The following is a 21,820-nucleotide window of genomic DNA, read 5'->3' as shown; positions in this document are numbered from 1 at the left end:
CCTGCATCAAGTTAATCGATGACCGTCGATGAAAGGATTTCTCATGGTGAACGAACTCCCCGTCGTGGTGGTCGGAGCCGGGCCGATCGGCCTGGCCGCTGCTGCTGAACTGCGTGAACGAGGCCTGAACCCGCTGGTGTTCGAACGCGGCGCCACCGCTGGTGCGGCCGTGGGCGAGTGGAATCATGTGCGGCTGTTTTCCCGCTGGGCCGAACTCGTCGCCCCGGCCGCGCGCCGCCTGCTCGAGCCCCGCGGCTGGAGCGCCCCGGCCGAGAACACCTACCCGACCGGTCAGGAATGGGTGAACGATTACCTGATGCCGCTGGCGAAGACCCTCGGCGAGGACGTGGTCGTCCTCGACACCGAGGTCGTGGGCGTGGCCCGCCGCGGCCGCGACCGGGTCGTGAACGCGGGACGTGACAGCGAACCGTTGTCGGTGCACCTGCGCTACGGCGACGGCAGCGAAGAGCGGGTGCTGGCACGAGCGGTGATCGACGCCTCCGGCACCTGGGGCGCGCCCAACCCCCTCGGCGGCGAAGGGCTGCCCGCGCTCGGCGAAATCGCTGCCGCGGCGGTGATCGACTATCGGGTGCCCGACCTCGATGACGACACCGTCCGCGCCCGCTACGCAGGCAAGCACACCGTGATCGCCGGGAGTGGGCATTCGGCGTTGACCGCGATCATCGCACTGGCCGAGGGCGCGAGCAACGAGCCGGGCACCCGGTTGACCTGGGTGCTGCGCCGCGGGGAGGTCGGATCCACTTTCGGTGGCGGCGAGGCCGATCAGCTACCCGCCCGCGGCGCGCTCGGGCAGCGCGCCAAACAAGCCGTCGACGCCGGTCTGCTCACCGTGGTGACCGGATTCCGCACCGCCGCAATCACACCCACCGGCAACGGCCGGCACACGCTGGTGTCGGATGCCGGTCGCCGGATCGAGGACGTGGATCGGGTGGTGGTGTTGACGGGGTTCCGGCCGGAGTTGTCGTGGCTGTCGGAGATCCGCCTCGGACTGGACCCGGTGTTGCAGGCGCCGGTGGAGTTGGCGCCGTTGATCGACCCGAACGTGCATTCCTGCGGCACCGTCTACCCGCACGGGGTGCGCGAGTTGTCGCATCCGGAGCCGGGTGTGTTCCTGGCCGGGATGAAAAGCTACGGCCGCGCCCCGACGTTCCTGGCGATGACCGGCTACGAACAGGTTCGCTCCATCGCCGCCGCCCTGGCCGGTGACCACGAGGCCGCCGAACGCGTCGAGTTGGTGTTGCCCGACACCGGTGTCTGCGGCGGCGCAGGCGTCTTCGACGACGCCACTTCCGCCGAAGAAGCCAGCGAGGGTGGCGGCTGCTGCGGCGCACCTGCCGCTGCACAGTCGCTGACGCTGGGAGCGCCGACTGCGCTGCAGGAGTTGCCACTGTCCGTGTCGTCGGCCCGCTGACCGCGGTGCGACAGACTCTATCGGCGCCACCGGCGCCCGCCGTGGCGGGGTTGCGGCGGGTGCTGGTGGTGCTGTGCGTCACCGAGATCACCAGCTGGGGAATCCTGTTCTACGCCTTCCCTGTGCTGCTCGGCCACATCACCACCGACACCGGCTGGTCGCCCACCGCGCTCACCGCCGCGTTTTCCGCCGGACAGCTCGTCGCGGCGCTGACCGGGATCCCGGTCGGGCGCTGGATCGACCGCCACGGGCCACGCGCGGTGATGACCGCTGGCTCGGTACTGGCGATCCCCGCACTGATCATGGTGGCGACCGCACCGAACCCGGCATGGTTCTTCACCGGCTGGTTGCTGACCGGGATCGCGATGGGCGCAGTGCTGTATCCACCCGCCTTCGCCGCGATCACCCGCTGGCACGGCCCGCAGCGCGTCCGCGCTCTAACCGTCCTCACCTTGGCTGCGGGGTTGGCGTCGACGGTGTTCGCGCCGTTGACCGCGGCGCTGGTGGCGCATCTGGATTGGCGGGCAACCTATCTGGTACTCATGGTGATCCTGGCGGTGGTGACCGTGCCGGGACATTGGTTCGGGCTGCGGCTGCCGTGGCCGCCACGTCCGCCCACCGAACCCGAGCACGCGCATCTCACCGATCCTGGCCCGATCGCGCGCAGCCGCTCGTTCGTGACACTGGCGGTCGCGTTGAGTCTCAGCGGGTTTGCCTCCTTCGCGGTGGTGGTCACACTCGTGCCGCTGCTGACCGAACGAGGCCTCGACACCGGCCTTGCCGCAGTCGCGCTCGGGTTAGGCGGTGCTGGACAGGTCGCCAGCCGCCTCAGCTACGCAGCGTTCGCCGCCCGCACCAGCCTGCGCACCCGCACCGTGGCCATCCTGCTGGCCATCGCCGCCACCACCGCCCTGCTCGGCATCTTCACCACCGCGTGGGCGTTGATCGCCGCCGCGATCGCCGCTGGCATGGCGCGCGGGGTGTTCACCCTGCTGCAAGCCACCGCCGTCACCGACCGCTGGGGAACAGGCCACTACGGGCAGCTCACCGGCCTGCTATCCGCACCGCTCACCATCACCATGGCACTCGCGCCGTTCGCCGCCACCGCACTGGCCTCCGCCCTCGACGGATACGCCACCACCTTCCTGCTCCTGGCCACCCTCGCCGCCACGGCCGCCCTGCTGTCGACCGCGAGCATCCCGAAACCACGACCGAAAGAAAACCATCCATGACCGAAGCCATCACCGACGACACCCACACCAGCCAGGCACTGGTGCGCGGCGGGTACGTGCCCTCCACCGACGGCACCATCATCACCTACCTCGCCCGCGGATCCGGCCCGCGGATCCTCTCTATCCACGGCGGACTCGGCAGCGCGCTGAGCCTGCAACCCCTCGCCCAGTACCTCGCCGCCGACTTCGAGGTCGTCACCATGAACTGCCGAGGCCACGGCACCAGCGGATGGGGCCAATCCCCACCGCACATCGCCCACGAAGTCGAAGACGTCCTCGCCGTCATCGACGCCGTCGGACCGATCACCGCACTGTTCGGGTACTCCTACGGCGCGGTACTGGCCCTGGAAACCGCCCTCGCCGCTGCCGACCGGATCCCCCGCCTGGCCCTCTACGAACCGCCACTCCCCATCACCTACCCCATCCCCGACCTGGCGGCGCTCGAAACCGCGCTGGGGGCAGGCGACTACGAACAACTACTCCTCGACGCCTCCGTAACCGGTGGGGGGTTCTCACCTAGGGAGCTGGCCGCCCTGCGGGAGGACCCGCTGTGGCTGTCAAAAGTCGCCCACGCCCCAACCCTGCTCCTGACCATGCGGGTGCTGGCCGGGCTGGAACCCGCCGTCGAGCAGTACGCGACGGTGACCGCTCCGGCGAAGCTGATCGTGGGCACGACCAGCGCCCCCTACCTGCTGCAAGCCGCCGACCATCTCGCTGCCGTCATGCCCCACCTCACCCGCGACGTGCTGCACGGCCAAGGCCACCACGTCGACCAGCAGCTGCTCGCCCAATCCCTCGAACGCTTCCTGCGCACCTGACACGCGATCCGAGGGTCCGCCCGGACAGCCCGACGCCGAGCCGGGCACCCCCGCGCGCACCCAACTCCAGTGGAATCGTCGAATCCTCACGGAAAGAACAACTTCATGTTCGACGCCATCGTCATCGGCGCCGGTCAATCCGGACTCGCCGCCACCCGAGCACTCCTCGACCACGGCCTCACCCCCGTCGTGCTCGAAGCCGGACCCGAACCGGTCGGATCCTGGCCGCACTACTACGACAGCCTCACCCTGTTCTCACCCGCCAAATACAGCGCCCTGCCAGGCATCACATTCCCCGGCAACCCCGACCACTACCCGCATCGCGACGAAGTCATCGACTACCTACGCCACTACGCCGCGACCCTCGACGCCGATATCCGCACCGGCCACCGCATCGAGGCCGTCGATCACGACGGCGACGCCTTCACCGCCCGCACCGACACCGGAACCACGTTCACCGCACCCCGACTGATCGCCGCCACCGGCGGCTTCGGCACACCGAATATCCCCACGCTGCCCGGCCAAGTCAGCTTCACCGGGAAGCTGCTGCACGCCAGCCGATACCGCTCACCACAGGAATACACCGGACAGAACGTGATCGTCGTCGGCGCCGGAAACACCGCCGTTCAGATCGCCGCGGAACTCGCCGAACACGCCACCATCACCCTCGCCACCCGGCACCCGGTGAAATTCGTGCCACAGCGACCACTGGGCAAAGACCTGCACTTCTGGTTCCGGATCACCGGCTTCGACACCCTCCCACTCGGCCGCTTCGTCACCAACCCTCCGACCCAACCCGTCCTGGACACCGGCCGGTACCGCGCCGCCCTCACCGCCGAAAAACCCACAACCCGACCGATGTTCACGCGACTCGACGGCGACACAGCCCTCTGGCCGGACGGCTCACGCACGAACGCAGACACGGTCATCCTGGCCACCGGCTACCGGCCTCATCTGCCCTACCTCGCAGGTCTCGGCGCCCTCACCGACACCGGCGTGCCCCGCCATCGGCGCGGATTGTCCACCACCTACCCCGGTCTGGGTTACCTCGGCCTGGAATGGCAGCGCACCCCGTCATCGAACTCGCTGCGCGGAGTCGGCCGCGACGCCCAACAGCTAGCACGTCAACTAGCCCAACAACCCCAGCGGCACGCCGAGAATACGCGCTCACGATAGTCCACGGCAGGCGCAGCGAGGGCCGGCGTCGCACCCTAATCCGGATCGGCGCCCCGGCCCACGTCGCGCTCTCACGCGCCACCCACCTACCCAAGCGACTCCAGATACCGCACGGTCATCTACACTCCCACAACGAGTTTCGCCACCACTGACGGCAGGTTTCTGGTTCGAGTCCAGATGGGGGAGCAGAAACAGCAGGTCAAGCCCGATAGCTCGGCTTGACCTGCTTCTTTCTCCGTATGTAACCAGGAATACGCCAAAGTTTCCGGGCCGACCTTCCAATCAGTTGAACGGCCTGGCGGTCGAACAATCAATTCGATCCACCATCAGCTCTGGTGGTGCTGAAGTTGTGTGGTGCAGTGCGTTGTCCACGAACGCCGCTGGGTTGGGTGATACGCCGCCGGGTTCCGGCAGCCGGCCGGGAGTCTGGGGCACTTTCGACGGCGGTAGTTGTTGTCGAGGGTGTGGGGTGGTGTCTGCCGGAACCGGTGAGAGTCTGTCGGCTGAGTGATACGGAAGGTCGACGGTCGCCGCCCCCAGTGTTGTTGACCTGTAGGTCAAGAACATTTAGAGTTCTTCGCATGGGCAGGCCGCGGAACTTCGAGACCGATACCGTGGTCGAGCGCGCGATGGAGGAGTTCTGGACCCACGGGTACGGCGGTACCTCTCCCGCGCAACTCGCCGAGGCCACCGGCGTCGGCAAGGGCAGCCTGTATCACACGTTCGGCAGTAAACGGCAACTGTTCGACCAGGCGTTGGCCCGCTATGGACGGATCGGCGTGGAGCACGCCGAGGAGCTGTTGTTCCAACCGGGCAGCACGCGCGAACGTATCGGTGCGTACCTGCGTGAGACGGTGGACGCTGATATCGCACAGCCGGTTCGGCGTGGCTGCCTGGTCGTGAACACCGCCGCCGAGCTCGGTGGCCACGACGAGGAGATCACCCGGACCCTGCGTGGTATCGAGGAGGGCATCGTCGGCGCGCTGGCCGCCCGGATCGAACAGGGCCGACGCGACGGCGACGTCGGCCCCGGCGTCGATGCGCGGGCCACCGCCGAGTTCCTGCTCAACACCAGCGCGGGCCTGCGCATCATGGCCAAGACCTCCGACGCCGACACGCTGTATCGCATCATCGACGTCGCCCTGACCGCCCTCTGACCGATCCGCCACATTGTGGTGGCTTTCGCATACCCCAATTTTTGACCTGTAGTTCAAGAAAGGAACTCTCCATGGATCTCGAATTGACCGGCAAAACCGCCGTCGTCACCGGGGCGAGCCGCGGCATCGGCCTGGCCGTCGCCGAGGCCTTGTCCGCCGCGGGCGCACGCGTGGTCGGCGCCGCACGCACCATCACGCCGGAACTCGAAAAGGCGGCCGTGGCAACAGTTTCGGCGGATTTGAGCTCGCAAGACGGCGCCACTGCGCTCGTGGATACCGCGCTGGAGGAACTCGGCGGCATCGACATCCTGATCAACAACGTCGGTGGCGGCGAACCCGACCGACTGACGCTGGGCGGATTCCTCGACAGCACCGACGATCAGTGGCGGCACTTCCTGGATGTCAACCTGTTCAGCGCCGTATGGGCGACCCGCGCCGCCCTGCCCAGCCTGCTCGACCGGCGCGGCGCCATCGTGAACGTCTCCTCGATCAACGCACACCTCCCGTCCGTCGGGCCGGTCGGCTACAGCGAGGCCAAGGCCGCACTCACCGCCTTCGGCAAGCGCCTGAGCGAGGAGTTCGGTCCGCAGGGAGTCCGCGTCAACACGGTCTCACCCGGCGTGGTCGGCACCCGGATCTGGCGCGGTTCCGAATGGGTGGGCGCGAAACTCGCCGCCGCACAGGGCATCTCGCAGGAACAGTTGCTGGCGGCGCTGCCGGGCCAGTTCGGCATCGCCTCGGGCCGAATCACCGAACCGGAAGAGGTCGCGGCCCTCGTGACGTTCCTGGTCTCGGGCAAGGCCGCCAACATCATCGGAGCCGACCTCGTCATCGACGGCGGGACCATCAAGACGAGCTGATCCGACACTTTCGTGGTCGACGCACCAGCCAGGCCTTCCCGGCCGTGGGCGGGATCGCAAGCCCGCGGAAAGTACGCTGACCTGAGCGACAACCGAATTCGCGTCTCTTCGGTGACTTGCCGGGGAAGTAGGAGGTGTGCGGGGTGGGTGCGGCGGCACTAACTGGGAACCAGCGGGTGCGTGGTTGGGTGCGGAAGACCGGTGCTGTCATTGCAATAGTCGCGCTGATGTCATGGGTCGGTGTGGCGGTGGCTACCGCCGCGCCGGTCCATGCGCCGGTATTGCGGGCACCGGCAGGTGGTTACCAGGAGCTCTTGGTGCCGTCGAGCATGGGGCCGATCAAGGTGCAGGTGCAGTGGGCGGCGCGTGGCGGGAGCGCGGCGCTGTACGTGCTCGATGGTCTGCGTGCGCCGGGAGATCACAATCAGTGGACGAGCGATACCGACGCGCTGCGTCAATTCGCGAGCGACAACGTCACGTTGGTGTTCCCGGTCGGCGGTCGGTCGAGCTTCTACACCGACTGGTATCGGCCGAGTAGTACGAACCGTCAACCGACGACGTACAAGTGGGAGACCTTCCTCACCAAGGAGCTGCCTGCCTTCCTGGCAGGGTACGGCGTGTCGCGGACCAACAACGCCATCGTGGGGGCCTCCATGGGCGGCAACGCCGCCCTGACGCTGGCCGGACACCATCGCGACCAGTTCAAGTTCGCCGGTTCCTTCTCGGGATTCGTGCATCCGACGTTTCCGCTCTGGAACGAAGCGATGCGCGCTGCCATGTGGGACGAGGGCAACTTCAATGTGGACGACATGTGGGGTACGGCCGGTGATCCCGCCTGGAATCGGAACGACGCCACTGTGCAGGCCGAATTGCTGCGCGGGCTGCCGGTATACGTCTGGACGGGCAATGGCGCGCCCGGGCCGCTCGACGTGCCGTACGGGGTCGGCAACACGGTGAACGCGATGAGCCTGGAGGCGATGACGCTGGCCGCCACCCAGATGTTCCGTGATCGCGTCGCGGCGTTGGGCATCGCCGCTCGCGTCGACATCGGCAACGGGACGCACACCTGGCCCTACTGGCAGCAAGCGCTCGCGACGGCGCGTCCGATGATCCTCGACGCGCTGGGCGCACGCTGACACCTTATTCACCTTTCCGGGAGGGTCGCTCGGGCGGACTCGACACCTCCGGTTCGGCGTCGGGCGCCTGCGCGGACCGGTCCGTATCCGGGGTCGCGCGCAGCGAGGCAGGCGGCAGGTACTCGCCCACGTAGCGGCGGGTCCACCAAGCCCCGTTCCGGCGGCGCTCCTCGCGCGTGGTGAAGCGGTAGACGTACAGCAGGATGCGTAGGTACTTCGGCGGCCGATCGGGGAAGGGGTTCGTCGCCAGCAGACGCGACACGGCGGTGTCGCCTTGCAGCAGTTTGACCACCATCGTCAGCAGCCAGGCTTCCGCGTACATCGGTGACATGGCCGCGAACCACATCAGCCAGTCCAGCCGCAGATGATAGGGGGCGACCTGCCGGGGGCGGCGGGTGAGGGTTCCTGGCTTGGCTCGGAATTCGTACGCCTGCCAGGTCGCGTCCGGCCCGGGCTGGTCGTCGGTGCCTTCGATGACCAGCTCGAGCCGCGTGCGGGTGATGTGCCCGAACAAGCCGTAGGTGTTGCCCAGATACAGCCGGTTGAAGGCGGCGTTCATCACCTGATTCCGTGACGCCATATTGCGGACCGGCGCCCAGCTGAGCACCACCATGGCCACCGTCAGGATCGACACCATGATGGTGAACCACAGCGGCCCATCCGGCGCATGTGTCGGCTCGATGGGGAGCAGCGCCGTGAGCAACCGGCCGTCGAGCGCGAGTGTGGCCAGTGCGATCGTGAGCAGGTTCAGCCACGCGAAGTTCCCGCTGACCATCAGCCACAGCTGCGTCACGAGCACGATCACGGCGGACACCGTCGCGATCGGCTGGGGGCACAGCAGCCCGAACGGCACGATCAGCTGCGCGACGTGGTTCCCCAGCACCTCCAGCCGATGGATCGGCTTGGGCAGATGGTGGAAGTACCAGCTGAACCGGTTCGGGATCGGCTGGGTCTCGTGGTGGTAGTAGAGCGCGGTGCGATCCCGCCACGCCGGGTCGTTGCGGATCTTGATCAGGCCCGCTCCCACCTCTAGCCGCACCAACACCCAGCGCAGCAGGAAAACCGCCGCGATCGGCGGGGCCGTGTCCGCGTTCCCGAGAAAGATCGCCAGGAATCCGGCCTCCAACAGCAGCATCTCCCAGACGAAGCCGTAGAACGCCTGTCCGGCGTTGACGAACGACAGGTACAGCACCCACAGCGCCGCCCACACCGCCATGGCCACCGGCAGCGGCACCAGGTCGGTCAGACCGAGCACGACCGCGCCGGACAGCGCCACACCCAGCGCGGCCAGAGCGGCGGCCAGCCGGTCGGAGTAGTAGAGGTGGAACAGACTCGGTGACCGCCGGAACCCCGCCGCCCGCAGATACCCCGGCGCGGGCAGCAAGCCGCGCTCACCGCACAGTGCCCGGAATTGGGCCAAGGTCGACAAAAACGCGACGAGATACACCAGGCCCACCAGCCGCTCGAAGACCAGCCGGGCCAGCACGTAACCGGAATCGTAGAAGCCGGACATCGCTGGTCGCCCACGCTCGATACGAAGCTCCTCGTATCAGGAGAACGCACGCGGCGTCCGTATTCTTTCCGGCAATCTCGGGGAGTCGTTCACGGCTGTGCGTCTCGGCCGACGACTCCGCACTCCGGTGGCCTTCCTCAGCCCACCGCCGCGGTTTCGTGTTCCAGCACTTCGCTCGCCGCCCGCTCGCCGGAGCGGATGGCTCCGTCGATCCAACCGCACATGACCGCGGAGCTCTCCGTTCCGGCCCAATGGATTCGGCCGCAGGGCTTGCGGAGGGCGTGGCCGAACTGGGTGAGCACGCCGGTCGGCGCGTGGCTGATCATCCCGCCACCGGAGTAGCGCTCGGTGCTCCAGTTCTGCTCGATGTAGTCGATGGGGGATCGTGCCTTTTCGCCGAATCGAGCGGCGAGTTCGCCGAGTATCGCCTTCTTTCGCTCGGTCGCGTCGAGCTGTCCGGCCTGCCGCGCGATGGGCCCCTCGATGATGACGCACAGGACTCCGGGTCGCCCGGTGTCGGTGCAGGCGTCAATGGTGACGGTCGCGGGTGATCCCGGCGCGACCGACTGACCCGACAACCCGTCGTGCCGCCAGAACGGTTCGTCGTACACGACGGAAATCTTGATGATCGAGCCGCTCGGCATGCGCTGATGGAGGAACGAGCGATCGACCGGCAACAGGGGTTCATAGCGAATCTGGCTCGCGACCGCCAAGGGAACGGCCACGATCGCCCGGCGTGCGCGCACGCTCACCTGGTCGGTGCGCACCGTCACCCCGTCGGGGTCCTGCTCGATGCGCCGCACCGGCTGGGAAAGGCGGATCGACTCGCCGATCTCGGCGGCCATGGGCCGGTAGACGGCGCCCATGCCACCGACCGGGCGGGCGTCCTGCGCGCCGTCCTTGACGCTGACGACGAAGCTCGGCCCGCCACCGGAGGCCATCTGGTAGAGCGCGAAGAGCAACGACACCTCCGACGCGGCCGAGGTGTAGGAGCCGGCGATGGCGGTCTCCAGAAGTTCGTGGGCGGGCTTGGACAACACGTTGCCATCCAGCCAATGCGCCAGACTGACCTGATCCCACTTGTCGGCCTTCTTCGCGGCCCACGGGGCTTCCAGCGGGACCGACTTGCACAGATGCCCCAGTTCGAGCAGCACCGCGCCGAGATTCATCGCCGCCCACGGGCTCATCGTCCACGGAATCGTGCCCGTGTAGCGGTGCTGCTTGCCGTCCACCACCATCATGGCCTCACCGTCGGTGTACTGCTGGTAACTCGGTACCCCGAACTCGGTCATCAAGGCCCGGATCCGGTCCTGTCCCGGTCCGATCCAGGCGCCGCCGCGATCGATCCAGGACCCGTCCGGACGCGTTTCGGTGAACGTCCGCCCGCCGAGCCGGTCGCGTGCTTCCAGCACGGCCACCGATCGGCCGGTCTGTTTCAGCCGCAGCGCGGCGGTCAATCCCGCGAATCCGGCACCGATTACGCAATAGTCGACGTCTGTCATGAAAGCCGCCCTCGTGTTGGAGTTCTGCGCGGCACCGCCCCCGCGGTCGTCGCGCGATCGCCGCACCCTCGACCCAACGGGTGCGATCCGCCTTCGATCAGGCATACGAGTCGAATATCCGGCAATTCTATAGCAAATTCCGTGGTCGAGTCGGTTCGGTGGCCAGACCCCTCGTTTCCGGTGCGCACGCTCCAGAAGCTGCTTAGGCTCACGGAGCTTGTTGTTCGACCGCCTGGAGTTTTCTCGATGACGATGTCTTCGTCCCCAGCGCACAGCCCATCCGGCCGCGCACCGCTCAGTTCGCCGATCGATACCGAAGGACCGCGGATCCCGCTGTACGCACCGGAGTTCGCGACCGATCCGCACGGTGCCTATCGCGAGATGCGTGAACGGTTCGGGTCGCTGGTGCCGGTGGAGTTGGCGCCGGGCGTGCCCGCGACCTTGGTTATCGGGTATTACACCGCAGTGCGGATCATCAACGACCCGGATCATTTTCCGGCCGATCCGCGCACCTGGCAGAAGGACATTCCGGCCGACTGCCCGGTGCTGCCGATGATGGAGTGGCGGCCGAACGCGCTGCGGAATGCGGGCGCCGAGCACGCCCGCTACCGGCAAATCAATGTCGCGGGTCTCGGCAAGGTCGATCAGTATCGGCTGCACGACACCGTCGCGGAGATCGCGATCCCGTTGATCAACTCGTTTTGTGCGGACGGGTCCGCGGATGTGGTTCGCCAGTACGCGTTTCCGCTCTCCTTCGCGGTGCTGAACGCTTTGCTCGGTTGCCCGGCCGAGATCGCGCAGCGCGCCGCGAGCGGTATGGCCGCGATCTTCGAGGGCATCGACGCGGACCGCGGAAACACAATGCTCATCGATGCGCTGCTCGAGCTGACCCTGCTCAAGCGCGCCGAACCCGGCGACGACGTCACCACCCGGATGCTCCAGCACCCTGCCTTGCAGAGCGATACGGAAATCGTGCACCAGTTGGGCACGCTGTACGGCGCGGGCATCGAACCGCAGCAGAATCTGATCGTCAACACCCTGCTGCTCATCCTGACCGACGAGCGGTTCGGCGGCAGCGTGCTCGGCGGCAGCCTGTCGACCCGCGATGCCATCGACGAGGTGTTGTTCAACGACCCGCCGATGGCGAACTTCTGTTTCAGCTTCCCGAAGCAGCCGATCCTGATCGACGATGTCTGGCTGCCCGCCCATCAGCCGGTCGTGATCAGCATCGCCGCCTGCAACACCGACCCGGCGATCAGCACGGACCAGTTGGCGGGCAATCGCGCCCACCTGGCTTTCGGGGGCGGGCCGCACGGGTGCCCGGCCAGTTCGCTGGCTTATCTGATCGCCCAGGACGCCATCGACCAGCTGCTGGACGCCTTACCCGAGATCCGCCTTGCGGTGCCACCGAGCGAGCTGACCTGGCGACCAGGTCCGTTTCACCGAGCGTTGAGCGCACTGCCGGTCGTCTTCCCGGCGTCGCCTCCCCTGCCCGTCCAGTAGCGGCGGGAATTTCAGAGCAAATTCCGTGGCCGGTCGGGTCCGGCGACGTTACCCGTCGTTTTCGATACGCACGCCCTGCAAGCTGCTTAGGCTCACGGGGCTTGTTGTTCGACCGCCGGGAGTTTCCTCGATGACGATGTCTCCGTCCCCAACGCACGGCCGACCCGGTCACGCGCCGCACGGTTCGCCGATCGATACCGACGGCCCGCGGATTCCGCTGTACGCACCGGAGTTCGCGGCGGATCCGCAACGCGCCTATCGCGAGATGCGCGAGCGCTACGGGTCGCTGGTGCCGGTGGAGTTGGCGCCGGGCGTGCCCGCGACCTTGGTTATCGGGTATTACACCGCGGTGCGGATCTTCAACGACCCGGACCATTTTCCGGCCGATCCGCGCACCTGGCAGCAGAGCGTTCCGGCCGACTGCCCGGTGCTGCCGCTCATGCAGTGGCGGCCGAACGCACGGCGTAACGACGGCGCGGCGCACGCGCGTTACCGGCAGGTCAACGCCGCGGGTCTGGACAAAGTCGACCGGTACAAACTGCACGACACCGTGGCGCAACTCGCCATACCACTGATCAACTCGTTCTGTGCCGACGGGTCCGCGGATCTGGTTCGCCAGTACGCGTTTCCGCTCTCCTTCGCGGTGCTGAACGCCATGCTCGGTTGTCCGGCCGAGATCGCGCAGCGCGCCGCGACCGCGATGGCCGCGATGTTCGACGCCGTCGACGCGGAGCGTGGGAACAAGCTGCTGATGGCCGCGCTGGCGGAGTTGATCGAATACAGGAAAGCCGAACCCGGCGATGACGTGACGACGCGAATGCTGCAACATCCGGCCGACCTGACCGATGTGGAAATGGCCAATCAGGTGGGCACGATGTACGGCGCGGGCATCGAACCGCAGCAGAATCTGATCGCCAACACCCTGCGGCTGATCCTGACCGACGAGCGGTTCGGCGGCAGTGTGCTCGGCGGGAGCCTGTCGACCAGAGACGCGCTCGACGAGGTGTTGTTCAACGACCCGCCGTTGGCGAACTTCTGCTTCAGCTTCCCGAAACAGCCGATACTGATCGAGGACTTCTGGCTGCCCGCCCACCAACCGGTCGTGATCAGCATGTCCGCGTGCAACACCGACCCGCGGATCAGGGCGGCGCAATACGCGGGCAATCGCGCCCACCTGGCTTTCGGGGGCGGCCCGCACGTGTGCCCCGCCCGTTCGCTGGCTTACCTGATCGCCCAGGACGCCATCGACCAGCTGCTCGACGCCTTACCCGAGATCCGCCTCGCCGTACCGGCCGACGAGCTGACCTGGCGGCCGGGCCCGTTCCACCGGGCACTGACCGCACTGCCGGTCGTGTTCGAGCCCTCACCTCCGCTGCCGGTGGAGTAGCGGGTTTCAATGGCTCCAACTTGAAAGTTAGGGCAGGCGAACATTATGATCTCAGTGTATGAAGGCTCGGCGTTTGCTTGCTCTGCCCCCGCGCCGGTTGGTCGCTGCGGCCACCGTGGGCGCCTTGGCGTTGGTCCTGGCCGCCTGCGGGGCAAGTGAGGCCGGGCGTCACGATCGCCCGGTGGTGCTCACCACGTTCACGGTGCTCGCCGATATCGCGCGGAATGTGGCCGGGGAGCACCTGACCGTCGAGTCGATCACCAAGGCGGGCGCGGAGATCCACGGTTACGAGCCGACTCCCGGCGATATCAAGAAGGCCTCGAAGGCCGATCTGATCCTGGACAACGGCCTGAACCTGGAGGCGTGGTTCGCCCAGTTCGTCTCCGACGTGCGCGTGCCGCACACCGTGGTCAGCGACGGTGTCGCGCCGATCGGCATCCGCGAGGACGCCTACCAGGGCAAACCGAACCCGCACGCGTGGATGTCGCCGCAGAACGCGCAGATCTACGTCGACAACATGGTGCGCGCGTTCGAGCAACTCGCCCCGCAGCACGCGGCCGATTTCCGGGCCAACGGCGAGCGGTACAAGACCGAACTGCGCAAGGTGCACGAGGAACTCGTCGGCACCCTGAGCGCGCTGTCGCCGGACGAGCGCGCCTTGGTGACCTGCGAGGGCGCGTTCTCCTACCTGGCCCGCGACGCCGGTCTCACCGAGAAGTACATCTGGGCGGTCAACGCCGAGCAGCAGGCCACGCCACAGCAGATCGCCTCGGCCATCGACTTCGTCCGACAGCGCAGGGTGCCCGCCGTGTTCTGCGAGTCCACGGTGTCGGACGCGCCGATGCGGCGAGTGGTCGAAGCCACCGGGGCCGCCTTCGGAGGCGTGCTGTACGTCGATTCGCTCTCGGAGGCCGACGGTCCCGTGCCGACCTACCTGGCGCTGATCCGTCACGACGCGCAGACGATCGGCGCCGCACTGACAGGGCGCAGGCCATGAGCGAGCAGACCATCGACACAGTCAGCCCTGGTCGTCACGCCGGGGCCGAGCGTCAGCGAGGCGCGGGCATGAGCGAACCGGCGATCGAAGTACGGGGCGTCACCGTCCGCTACGGCGACGTGCTGGCGCTCGACGGGGTCGACCTCACCCTGGACTCCGGCCGGGTCTGCGGTCTGATCGGCATGAACGGTTCGGGCAAGTCGACGTTGTTCAAGTCCATCATGGGCATCGTCCAGCCCGATCGCGGAACCGTGCGGATCAACGGCGGCGCGCCGGTGGCGGCGCGGCGGGCGGGCGTCCTCGGCTATGTGCCGCAGAGCGAGGATGTCGACTGGAGCTTCCCGCTCTCGGTGCGCGACGTGGTGCTGACCGGTCGCTACGGCCGCATGGGCTTCACCCGCCGCGCGCGCAAGGCCGACCGCGAGGCCGTCGCGCACGCGCTGGAACGCGTGGAGTTGACCGACCTCGCCGACCGGCAGATCGGCCAGCTGTCCGGCGGGCAGAAGAAACGCGCCTTCGTGGCGCGCGGCTTGGCGCAGGGCGCGACCGTCCTGCTGCTCGACGAGCCGTTCGCCGGGGTCGACAAGCGTTCGGAGGCCACGATCACCACGCTGCTGCGTGAGCTCGCCGCCGATGGCGCCACGATCCTGGTGTCCACGCACGACCTGAACGCCTTGCCCGGCCTCGCCGACGAGGCGGTGCTGCTGATGCGCACGGTGCTCGCGCACGGCGATCCGGATTCGGTGCTGCGGCCGGAGAACCTGGCGAGGGCTTTCGGCCTGGATGTGATGGACCGGGTGTGAACCCGGCCGAGGGCGAGGCAGACCAATGAATCCGACCGAATTCTTCCTCGATCCACTGCGCTACGAGTTCATGGTGCGCGCGCTGGCGACCACCGTGACGGCGGCGGTGGTGTGCGCGGTGCTGTCCTGCTGGCTGGTGCTCATCGGGTGGTCGCTCATGGGGGACGCGGTTTCCCATGCGGTGCTGCCCGGTGTGGTGCTGGCCTACATCGTCGGGCTGCCGTTCGCGGTGGGCGCGATCGTGTTCGGGTTCCTGGCGGTGGCGCTGATCGGGGTGGTTCGCGACACCAGCCGGATCAAAGAGGACGCCGCCATCGGCATCGTCTTCACCACACTGTTCGCGTTCGGGCTGGTGCTCGTCTCGGTGACGCCCAGCCAGACCGACCTCAACCACATCGTGTTCGGCAATCTGCTTGGCGTCAGCCGCGCCGAGCTGATCCAAGTCGTGCTTCTCGCGGCGATCACCCTCGCCGCGTTGATCCTCAAACGCCGCGATTTCACGCTGTACGCCTTCGATCCCACGCACGCGCACGCCATCGGTCTCAGTCCCCGGCTGCTCGGCACCGCCCTGCTCGGCCTGCTGGCCTTGACGGCTGTGGTCGCCCTCCAGGCGGTCGGCGTCGTTCTGGTGGTCGCCATGCTCATCATTCCGGGAGCGACCGCCTATCTGCTCACCGACCGTTTCGGCCGCATGCTGATCATCGCCCCGACCATCTCGGTGCTGTGTGCGGTGACGGGTCTGTACGTCAGCTACCACCTCGACACCGCGCCGGGCGGCATGGTCGTCGTCGTCCAGGGCCTCGCCTTCACCGCCGTCTACCTGTTCGCGCCCCGCCAGGGCGTCATCGGGCGGCGCATCTCCGCTGCCCTTCGGCAGCGCAGCGCGGTTTCGGAGATGTAGCCTCAGGGTTGGCGTTCGAAGATCGCCGCGATGCCTTGACCACCGCCGATGCACAGGGTTTCCAGCCCGTAGCGCGCTCCGCGGCGGTGCATTTCGCGCAGCAGGGTGGCCAGGATGCGGGCTCCGGTGGCGCCGACCGGGTGGCCGAGGGCGATCGCGGAGCCGTTGGGGTTGAGTCTCGGGTCATCCGGGGCGATGTCCCAGTGCCGGAGGACGGCGAGGACTTGGGCGGCGAAGGCTTCGTTGAGTTCGATGACATCCATGTCGGCCAGGGTGAGGCCCGCGCGGGCCAGTGCCTGCGCGGTGGCGGGGACCGGGCCGATGCCCATGGCTCTGGGCGGGACCCCGGCGACCGACCACGACACCAGGCGCGCGAGCGGGCGCAGGCCGAGGCGGTGTGCCCGTTCGGGTGTGGTGACGATGCACAGTGCGGCGCCGTCGTTCTGGCCGCTGGCGTTGCCCGCGGTGACGGTGGCGTCGGGGTCGAGCGCCGCGCGAATCGGGCGGAGCGCGGCGAGCGATGACAGATCGGTGTCGGCGCGGGGATGCTCATCGGCATCGATCAGCAGCGGTTGCGAACGGCGTTGTGGCACGGTCACGCCCACGATCTCGTCGGCGAAACGTCCTTCGCGCTGGGCGGCGACGGCGCGCTGGTGCGACTGCACCGCGAGGGCGTCCTGGTCGGCGCGGCTGATCGCGAACTCGGCGCGCAGGTTCTCCGCGGTCTCGATCATGCCGCCGGGCACCGGATAGTGGTGTCCGCCCGCGGTCACTCTGGCCCGCGCGAGGCGGTCGCGCAGCTCGACGCCGTCGCCGCGGATGCCCCAGCGCATGCCGGTCGCGTAGAACTCGGTCTGGCTCATCGATTCCACGCCGCCCGCCAGAATGAGCTCACCCGCTCCGGTGCTGACCTGCATGCATGCCTGGATGACCGCCTGGAGCCCGGAGCCGCAGCGGCGGTCCACCTGCATGCCCGGGACCTCGACCCCGAGACCGGCGTCCAGCGCTGCTACCCGCCCGATGGCCGGAGCCTCGCCGCCCGGGGAGGCTTGGCCGAGGATCACATCGTCGATCTGCCCACCGTCGATTCCTGTCCGGGACAGCAGTTCGGCGATGACGGTCGCGGCAAGCTTCTGCGGCGCCACATCTTTCAGCGATCCACCGAATCGGCCGACGGGCGTACGCAGCGGTTCGCAGATGACGGCTTCGGGCACGGAGATGTCCTTTCGGTCAGGGGGAACGCGGTACACCCGAGTTGTTCGGCGGTGATCGTGCGCATCGCCGCTCCAGTGCTGTTCACCCGGTTGTCGGCCGGAGCCGGGGATCGGATACGACCGTCGGCTCGCCCGGCGGGAACGGGCGAGCCGACGGAAGAACTCGAATGCCTACCGCACCGGCGGGGCGGCCGGGTCCTTGCAGTAGGCCAGTTCGGGCGGGCAGGGCGTCAGGATCGTGGAGAAGTACTGGATCGCCGAGAACAGTGCGACCGGGCCGCCGACGGTGATCAATCCGACCATCGATCCGACCGCGCCGAAGGTGGCCGCGCCGAGCACGCAACCGGCGATGGTCGCGCCCACCCACGGGAGCAGCAGCGCGATCACCGGGCTGGCGAGCGTCGCTCCCGCCGCCGCGCCGAGCAGGCAGCCGACGCCGCCACCCAGAACGGCGCCGATGATGGCGCTGATCGCACCGCCGATGGTGACCCGCTGGGTGAACGCGCCCAGCGCCAATTGATCACGGGGAGTGAAGGACTCCGCGATCGGCTTGGCGGCCTGCTCCACCGTGACGATCTCGGCCTGGGAGATCGGCGCCACCGCGATGCCGCCCGCGCGAGACGGGGTCAGCGTGGCCGTGTTGCCCTCGATCCGGGCGGAGATCGGATAGGCCATGGCGTCCATGCGGTAGGTCAGTGGCACGGCCGCCACCGGTGTGCCGTGCACGTCGGTGAGCACGAGCTGATCGCCGACGGTCTGGAGCTTGCCGTCGGTGGTGACGACCGCCGAGTCTCCTTGGCGGCTGACCTCATAGCGCACCTCCTGCTGCGCCGGTTCGGGCGCGGCTTGGGTGGTGCCCGCGCTGACGCCGACAGCTACCGCCGCGAGCGCAGCGGTCACAAGGGAATTTCGCAACATCATCGTTGCTCCTCATCAATCGTTTTCTGCAAGCCCGTCCCGGACCGCGCCGGGGCGGGAGTCTGGGGGAGTGCCTATTTGCCGGTCTCGATGACGTCGCCGGTGAGCACCCAGTGGTCGCCCTCGAATCGCTGAATCCGCACCGCCTCCATAGGGAAGGCGTCATCGGGGCCGGTAGTGAGCGTGATGCCGGGCAGCAGCAAGTCGACGCCGACCTGGTTCAGCGCCCGCATGGAGTCACGAAGGCCTTCGCGGGTGGGGCATTTCGCGGCCGCCATGGTCTTGTGGAAGCTCTCCGCGGCCGCCCACCCGACGACCGTGTACTGGTTGGTCGGATCGGCTCCCGGCGCGTATTTCGCCAGCTTCTCCTGGTAGCCGCGCATCGCGGGATCGGCTTCCCACTGCGGGTCGGCCGGGTCCTTGGTGAACGCCGCCGACACCACGCCCTGCACGTTCGGGAAGCCGACCGGCTTCAAGGTGCTGATGGTGTTGGCGACCTGGGAGACGATGTGCAGCGGATTCCAGTCGGTGTTGCGTGCCTCGGCCGCGAGCGCCTGCGAGGCGAACTTCGGTGTGGAGAAGTTCAGCAGCACATCGGCTTTCGAGGCGGCCAGGTTGCGCACCTGCGCTTCCACGCTGGGATCGGTGACCTCGTAGCTCTGGTCGGCGACCACCGTGACGCCGCTGCCCGCGACGGCTGCCCGGAAGCTGGTCAGCAGATCCTTGCCGAAGTCGTCGTTCTGGTACAGCACGGCGACCGTCGCGTTCGGTCGCTGCTGGCGCACGTACTGGGCGAAGGCGCGGGCTTCGGTCCGATAACTGGGCTGCCAGCCGATGGTCCACGGATGGTTGTCGTCGGCGCCCCATTTCGTCGCGCCGCCCGCGACGAACACCTGCGGCACCTTGCGTTGGTTCAGGTAATCCCACACCGCCGAGGAGGTCGGCGTGCCGAGGGTCTGGAAGACCGCGAACACCTGGTCCTGTTCGACCAGCCTGCGGGTCTCCTCCACGGTTTTGGGCGGTTGGTAGCCGTCGTCGCGCACCAGGTACTCGACCTTGCGGCCGTTGATCCCGCCGTGCTCGGCGTTCACGTAGTCGAAGTAGGCACGAACGCCTTTGGGCAGCTCGCCATACGCCGACGCGGGGCCGGAAAGCGGGTAGATGCCGCCGAGCTTGATGCTGGTGTCGGTGATGCCCGTGGTCTGCTGTCCCCGGCAGTCGCCCTGTCCGACGGTGCCGCCGTCTTCGCCGCGGCCTCCGCAGGCCGTGACGGCGAGCAGGACGGCAGCCGCGACTCCCGCGGTGCGGATCGCCTTAGTGCGCATTGGTTTTCCCTTTCCGAACGAGGTGTTCGAGCCACCGCGCCGCCCGGCCGGCGAGTCCGGCCAATCCGTTCGGCGCGAGGTACATGACCGCGATGATCAGCAGTCCGAAGACGACGCCAGGGGCGGCCTGATTGACGTCTTGGGCGAAGCTCGGCACGTACATCACGAACAGCCCGCCCAGCAGCGGCCCCCAGTGCGAGCCGAGCCCTCCGACGACCAGCCCGGCCAGCAGGGTGATCGAGAGGGCGACCGCGAAGGAGTCCGGGGAGACGAACCCGATCACCCAGGTGTAGACGCAGCCCGCGATCCCGGCGAGCATTCCGCTCCAGGCGAAGGCGAGGGTCTTGTAGAACGCCAGCCGCACGCCCATCACCTCGGCGGCGACCTCGTTGTCGCGGATGGCGTGCAACGCCCGGCCGACCCTGGATCGCAGGATCCCGGCGACCAGCAGGAAGCTCACGGCGACGGTGGCGAGCGCGAGGAAGTACAGCCACTGATCCTCGGCCAGGCCCGTCCACGCCGGTGGCGCCGGTTTGGCCAGGGTCAGGCCCATCGAACCGCCGGTGAGGAATTCGACGCGTTTGAGCAGCGGCACCAGGAAGATCGCGATGGCGAGGGTGACCAGCGCCAGATACAGTCCGCGCAACCGCAGCGCGGGCACGCCCAGCGCGAGCCCCAGCGCGAACGTCACCGCCGCGGCCACCGGGACAGTCGCGAGATACGGTGCGTCCCACCGGTCCATCAGGATCGCCGCGCTGTAGGCGCCGACACCGAAGAACGCGCCGTGCCCGAGCGAGATCTGACCGGTGTGACCGACCAGCAGGTTCAGGCCGAGCAGTGCGATCGCGTAGATCATCGCCATGGCGAGCTGGAAGGTGCGGAACGGCACCAGTTGGAATGGCGCGAGGCAGGCGAGGACGAGCAGGACGGCGATCGGCAGCGTCTGCCAGCGAGTCGTCACCGATTCGAGGAGACGCGCCCTGCGCGCGAGAGTCGGTGTCGTCACGGGCTCGATTGCCGACGCGGACGCGGCGGTCACCGTGTTCGGAGTGCGCATGTCGCTCATACCCTTTCCACCATCGCTCGGCCGAACAGTCCCTGCGGGCGCAGCAGCAGGACGCCGAGGATGATCACCAGCGGCACGCCGATCTCGAGTTCGGTGCCTATGACGTCGACGTACGCCCCGGTGAGGGTCTCGGCGACGCCGACGATCAGGCCACCGGCCACCGCGCCGCCCGGGCTGTCGAATCCACCGAGCGTCGCCGCCGCGAAGGCGTAGATCAGCACTCCGCCCATCATGTTGGGCTCCAGGAACAGCAGCGGCGCCGACAGCACCCCCGACACCGCGCCGACCAGTGCGGCAAGGCCCCAGCCCAGTGCGAGCACGGTGCCCACCCGGATCCCGACCAGCCGGGCCGACTGGGGATTGCAGGCGACCGCCCGCATCGCCAGGCCGATCTTGGTGTAGCGGAACAGCAGGTAGAGCAGCCCCATCACCGCGCCGACCACGGCGAGCACCCCCAGGCTGCCGTACCCGGCGGAGACGCCTGCCGCGCGCAGCGCGCCGTCCGGAAACGGATTCGGGAACGACTTCACCTGGAACGACCAGATCCAGCCCGCCGCCGCGTTGACGAAGAAGTACAACCCGACCGTCACGATCACCAGCGTGAGTTCGGGCGCGCCCTCGACCGGCCGGATGACGACTCGCTCGATCAGCATGCCGCCGGCGAACGAGACCGCGAGCGCGGCGAGCAGCGCCGCCCAGAACGGCATGCCGTACTGGGTGAACTGCCAGGCCAGGAAGGCCGAGAACATGGCGAGTTCACCTTGGGCGAAGTTCACGATCCCGGTGAACCGGTAGATGAGCACCAATGCCAGCGCCAATCCGGCGTACACGGCTCCGGCAGTGAGCCCTTCGATGATCTGCTGTAGGAACCCGGCCATGG

19 protein-coding genes are annotated in these 21,820 nt (G+C 68.0%); 12 read left to right on the top strand and 7 right to left on the bottom strand.

Going from position 1 to position 21,820, the window contains the following annotated elements:
• Positions 1 to 46: 46 nt before the first annotated feature.
• The 7 genes from ON34_RS19325 to ON34_RS19295 all read left to right on the top strand — a co-directional run bounded on the left by ON34_RS19325 (position 47) and on the right by ON34_RS19295 (position 7,811).
• Positions 47 to 1,432, top strand: a complete 1,386-nt coding sequence (locus tag ON34_RS19325) for an FAD-dependent oxidoreductase (RefSeq protein ID WP_085997105.1) — start codon at positions 47 to 49, stop codon at positions 1,430 to 1,432.
• A gap of 5 nt (positions 1,433 to 1,437) precedes the next feature.
• Complete coding sequence (locus ON34_RS19320) at positions 1,438 to 2,664, top strand: MFS transporter (protein ID WP_218003908.1); 1,227 nt, start codon at positions 1,438 to 1,440, stop codon at positions 2,662 to 2,664.
• Positions 2,661 to 3,482 carry an alpha/beta fold hydrolase gene (locus ON34_RS19315; protein ID WP_051022847.1) on the top strand — a complete coding sequence of 274 codons (822 nt, stop codon included), beginning with the start codon at positions 2,661 to 2,663 and terminating at the stop codon, positions 3,480 to 3,482. Before ON34_RS19320 ends, ON34_RS19315 begins: the two co-directional genes overlap by 4 nt.
• Before the next feature lie 105 nt (positions 3,483 to 3,587).
• The gene (locus ON34_RS19310) at positions 3,588 to 4,658 is read left to right on the top strand and encodes a flavin-containing monooxygenase (protein WP_040781075.1); all 1,071 of its coding nucleotides are present in this window, start codon (positions 3,588 to 3,590) and stop codon (positions 4,656 to 4,658) included.
• Positions 4,659 to 5,239: 581 nt separating this feature from the next.
• Positions 5,240 to 5,815 carry a TetR/AcrR family transcriptional regulator gene (locus ON34_RS19305; RefSeq protein ID WP_040781074.1) on the top strand — a complete coding sequence of 192 codons (576 nt, stop codon included), beginning with the start codon at positions 5,240 to 5,242 and terminating at the stop codon, positions 5,813 to 5,815.
• Between the two features lie 71 nt (positions 5,816 to 5,886).
• A complete protein-coding gene (locus ON34_RS19300) occupies positions 5,887 to 6,675 on the top strand; it encodes an oxidoreductase (protein ID WP_040781073.1) in 789 nt (262 codons plus the stop codon).
• A gap of 227 nt (positions 6,676 to 6,902) precedes the next feature.
• On the top strand, positions 6,903 to 7,811 hold the full coding sequence (locus tag ON34_RS19295) for an alpha/beta hydrolase (protein ID WP_083889550.1): 909 nt from the start codon (positions 6,903 to 6,905) through the stop codon (positions 7,809 to 7,811).
• Between the two features lie 4 nt (positions 7,812 to 7,815).
• On the opposite strand, the gene ON34_RS19290 is transcribed toward ON34_RS19295, so the two are convergent.
• Complete coding sequence (locus ON34_RS19290) at positions 7,816 to 9,324, bottom strand: lipase maturation factor family protein (protein WP_051022845.1); 1,509 nt, start codon at positions 9,322 to 9,324, stop codon at positions 7,816 to 7,818.
• 137 nt (positions 9,325 to 9,461) lie between these two features.
• Positions 9,462 to 10,826, bottom strand: a complete 1,365-nt coding sequence (locus tag ON34_RS19285) for a flavin monoamine oxidase family protein (protein WP_040781240.1) — start codon at positions 10,824 to 10,826, stop codon at positions 9,462 to 9,464.
• Between the two features lie 246 nt (positions 10,827 to 11,072).
• Between ON34_RS19285 and ON34_RS19280 the strand changes: the two genes are divergently transcribed.
• The 5 genes from ON34_RS19280 to ON34_RS19260 all read left to right on the top strand — a co-directional run bounded on the left by ON34_RS19280 (position 11,073) and on the right by ON34_RS19260 (position 16,417).
• Positions 11,073 to 12,329, top strand: a complete 1,257-nt coding sequence (locus ON34_RS19280; RefSeq protein WP_040781070.1) for a cytochrome P450 — start codon at positions 11,073 to 11,075, stop codon at positions 12,327 to 12,329.
• A gap of 130 nt (positions 12,330 to 12,459) precedes the next feature.
• Complete coding sequence (locus ON34_RS19275; protein ID WP_040781069.1) at positions 12,460 to 13,716, top strand: cytochrome P450 family protein; 1,257 nt, start codon at positions 12,460 to 12,462, stop codon at positions 13,714 to 13,716.
• 58 nt (positions 13,717 to 13,774) lie between these two features.
• Positions 13,775 to 14,713, top strand: a complete 939-nt coding sequence (locus ON34_RS19270) for a metal ABC transporter substrate-binding protein (RefSeq protein WP_169333883.1) — start codon at positions 13,775 to 13,777, stop codon at positions 14,711 to 14,713.
• A 68-nt stretch (positions 14,714 to 14,781) separates the two neighbouring features.
• Complete coding sequence (locus ON34_RS19265; RefSeq protein ID WP_040781237.1) at positions 14,782 to 15,516, top strand: metal ABC transporter ATP-binding protein; 735 nt, start codon at positions 14,782 to 14,784, stop codon at positions 15,514 to 15,516.
• 25 nt (positions 15,517 to 15,541) lie between these two features.
• Positions 15,542 to 16,417, top strand: coding sequence for a metal ABC transporter permease (locus ON34_RS19260; protein ID WP_040781068.1), 876 nt, complete (start codon positions 15,542 to 15,544; stop codon positions 16,415 to 16,417).
• Between the two features lie 2 nt (positions 16,418 to 16,419).
• Here ON34_RS19260 and ON34_RS19255 read toward each other — a convergent pair whose 3' ends face one another.
• The 5 genes from ON34_RS19255 to ON34_RS19235 form a co-directional block, all read right to left on the bottom strand.
• Positions 16,420 to 17,631 (bottom strand): acetyl-CoA C-acetyltransferase, encoded by a 1,212-nt coding sequence (locus ON34_RS19255; protein WP_040781067.1) that lies wholly within the window; start codon positions 17,629 to 17,631, stop codon positions 16,420 to 16,422.
• A gap of 171 nt (positions 17,632 to 17,802) precedes the next feature.
• Positions 17,803 to 18,552, bottom strand: coding sequence for a DUF8020 domain-containing protein (locus tag ON34_RS33660; protein ID WP_157172334.1), 750 nt, complete (start codon positions 18,550 to 18,552; stop codon positions 17,803 to 17,805).
• A gap of 71 nt (positions 18,553 to 18,623) precedes the next feature.
• Positions 18,624 to 19,874, bottom strand: coding sequence for an ABC transporter substrate-binding protein (locus ON34_RS19245; protein WP_040781066.1), 1,251 nt, complete (start codon positions 19,872 to 19,874; stop codon positions 18,624 to 18,626).
• The gene (locus ON34_RS19240) at positions 19,864 to 20,940 is read right to left on the bottom strand and encodes a branched-chain amino acid ABC transporter permease (protein WP_083889549.1); all 1,077 of its coding nucleotides are present in this window, start codon (positions 20,938 to 20,940) and stop codon (positions 19,864 to 19,866) included. The genes ON34_RS19245 and ON34_RS19240 overlap by 11 nt, the downstream gene beginning before the upstream one ends.
• Positions 20,937 to 21,818 carry a branched-chain amino acid ABC transporter permease gene (locus ON34_RS19235; protein ID WP_040781065.1) on the bottom strand — a complete coding sequence of 294 codons (882 nt, stop codon included), beginning with the start codon at positions 21,816 to 21,818 and terminating at the stop codon, positions 20,937 to 20,939. Before ON34_RS19235 ends, ON34_RS19240 begins: the two co-directional genes overlap by 4 nt.
• Between the last annotated feature and the right edge of the window lie 2 nt (positions 21,819 to 21,820).

The sequence above is a fragment of the Nocardia pneumoniae NBRC 100136 genome, from assembly GCF_000308755.1.
Lineage (GTDB): Bacteria > Actinomycetota > Actinomycetes > Mycobacteriales > Mycobacteriaceae > Nocardia > Nocardia pneumoniae.
This window is presented reverse-complemented; position numbering and strand designations above follow the sequence as displayed.

What these genes read in the sequence shown, in the direction of transcription:
- ON34_RS19315 (WP_051022847.1), top strand. Translation starts at nt 2,661, where the DNA reads ATGACCGAAGCCATCACCGACGACACCCACACCAGCCAGGCACTGGTG.
- ON34_RS19310 (WP_040781075.1), top strand. Translation starts at nt 3,588, where the DNA reads ATGTTCGACGCCATCGTCATCGGCGCCGGTCAATCCGGACTCGCCGCC.
- ON34_RS19305 (WP_040781074.1), top strand. Translation starts at nt 5,240, where the DNA reads ATGGGCAGGCCGCGGAACTTCGAGACCGATACCGTGGTCGAGCGCGCG.
- ON34_RS19300 (WP_040781073.1), top strand. Translation starts at nt 5,887, where the DNA reads ATGGATCTCGAATTGACCGGCAAAACCGCCGTCGTCACCGGGGCGAGC.
- ON34_RS19295 (WP_083889550.1), top strand. Translation starts at nt 6,903, where the DNA reads ATGTCATGGGTCGGTGTGGCGGTGGCTACCGCCGCGCCGGTCCATGCG.
- ON34_RS19290 (WP_051022845.1), bottom strand. Translation starts at nt 9,324, where the DNA reads ATGTCCGGCTTCTACGATTCCGGTTACGTGCTGGCCCGGCTGGTCTTC.
- ON34_RS19285 (WP_040781240.1), bottom strand. Translation starts at nt 10,826, where the DNA reads ATGACAGACGTCGACTATTGCGTAATCGGTGCCGGATTCGCGGGATTG.
- ON34_RS19280 (WP_040781070.1), top strand. Translation starts at nt 11,073, where the DNA reads ATGACGATGTCTTCGTCCCCAGCGCACAGCCCATCCGGCCGCGCACCG.
- ON34_RS19275 (WP_040781069.1), top strand. Translation starts at nt 12,460, where the DNA reads ATGACGATGTCTCCGTCCCCAACGCACGGCCGACCCGGTCACGCGCCG.
- ON34_RS19270 (WP_169333883.1), top strand. Translation starts at nt 13,775, where the DNA reads ATGAAGGCTCGGCGTTTGCTTGCTCTGCCCCCGCGCCGGTTGGTCGCT.
- ON34_RS19265 (WP_040781237.1), top strand. Translation starts at nt 14,782, where the DNA reads ATGAGCGAACCGGCGATCGAAGTACGGGGCGTCACCGTCCGCTACGGC.
- ON34_RS19260 (WP_040781068.1), top strand. Translation starts at nt 15,542, where the DNA reads ATGAATCCGACCGAATTCTTCCTCGATCCACTGCGCTACGAGTTCATG.
- ON34_RS33660 (WP_157172334.1), bottom strand. Translation starts at nt 18,552, where the DNA reads ATGATGTTGCGAAATTCCCTTGTGACCGCTGCGCTCGCGGCGGTAGCT.
- ON34_RS19245 (WP_040781066.1), bottom strand. Translation starts at nt 19,874, where the DNA reads ATGCGCACTAAGGCGATCCGCACCGCGGGAGTCGCGGCTGCCGTCCTG.
- ON34_RS19240 (WP_083889549.1), bottom strand. Translation starts at nt 20,940, where the DNA reads ATGAGCGACATGCGCACTCCGAACACGGTGACCGCCGCGTCCGCGTCG.
- ON34_RS19235 (WP_040781065.1), bottom strand. Translation starts at nt 21,818, where the DNA reads ATGGCCGGGTTCCTACAGCAGATCATCGAAGGGCTCACTGCCGGAGCC.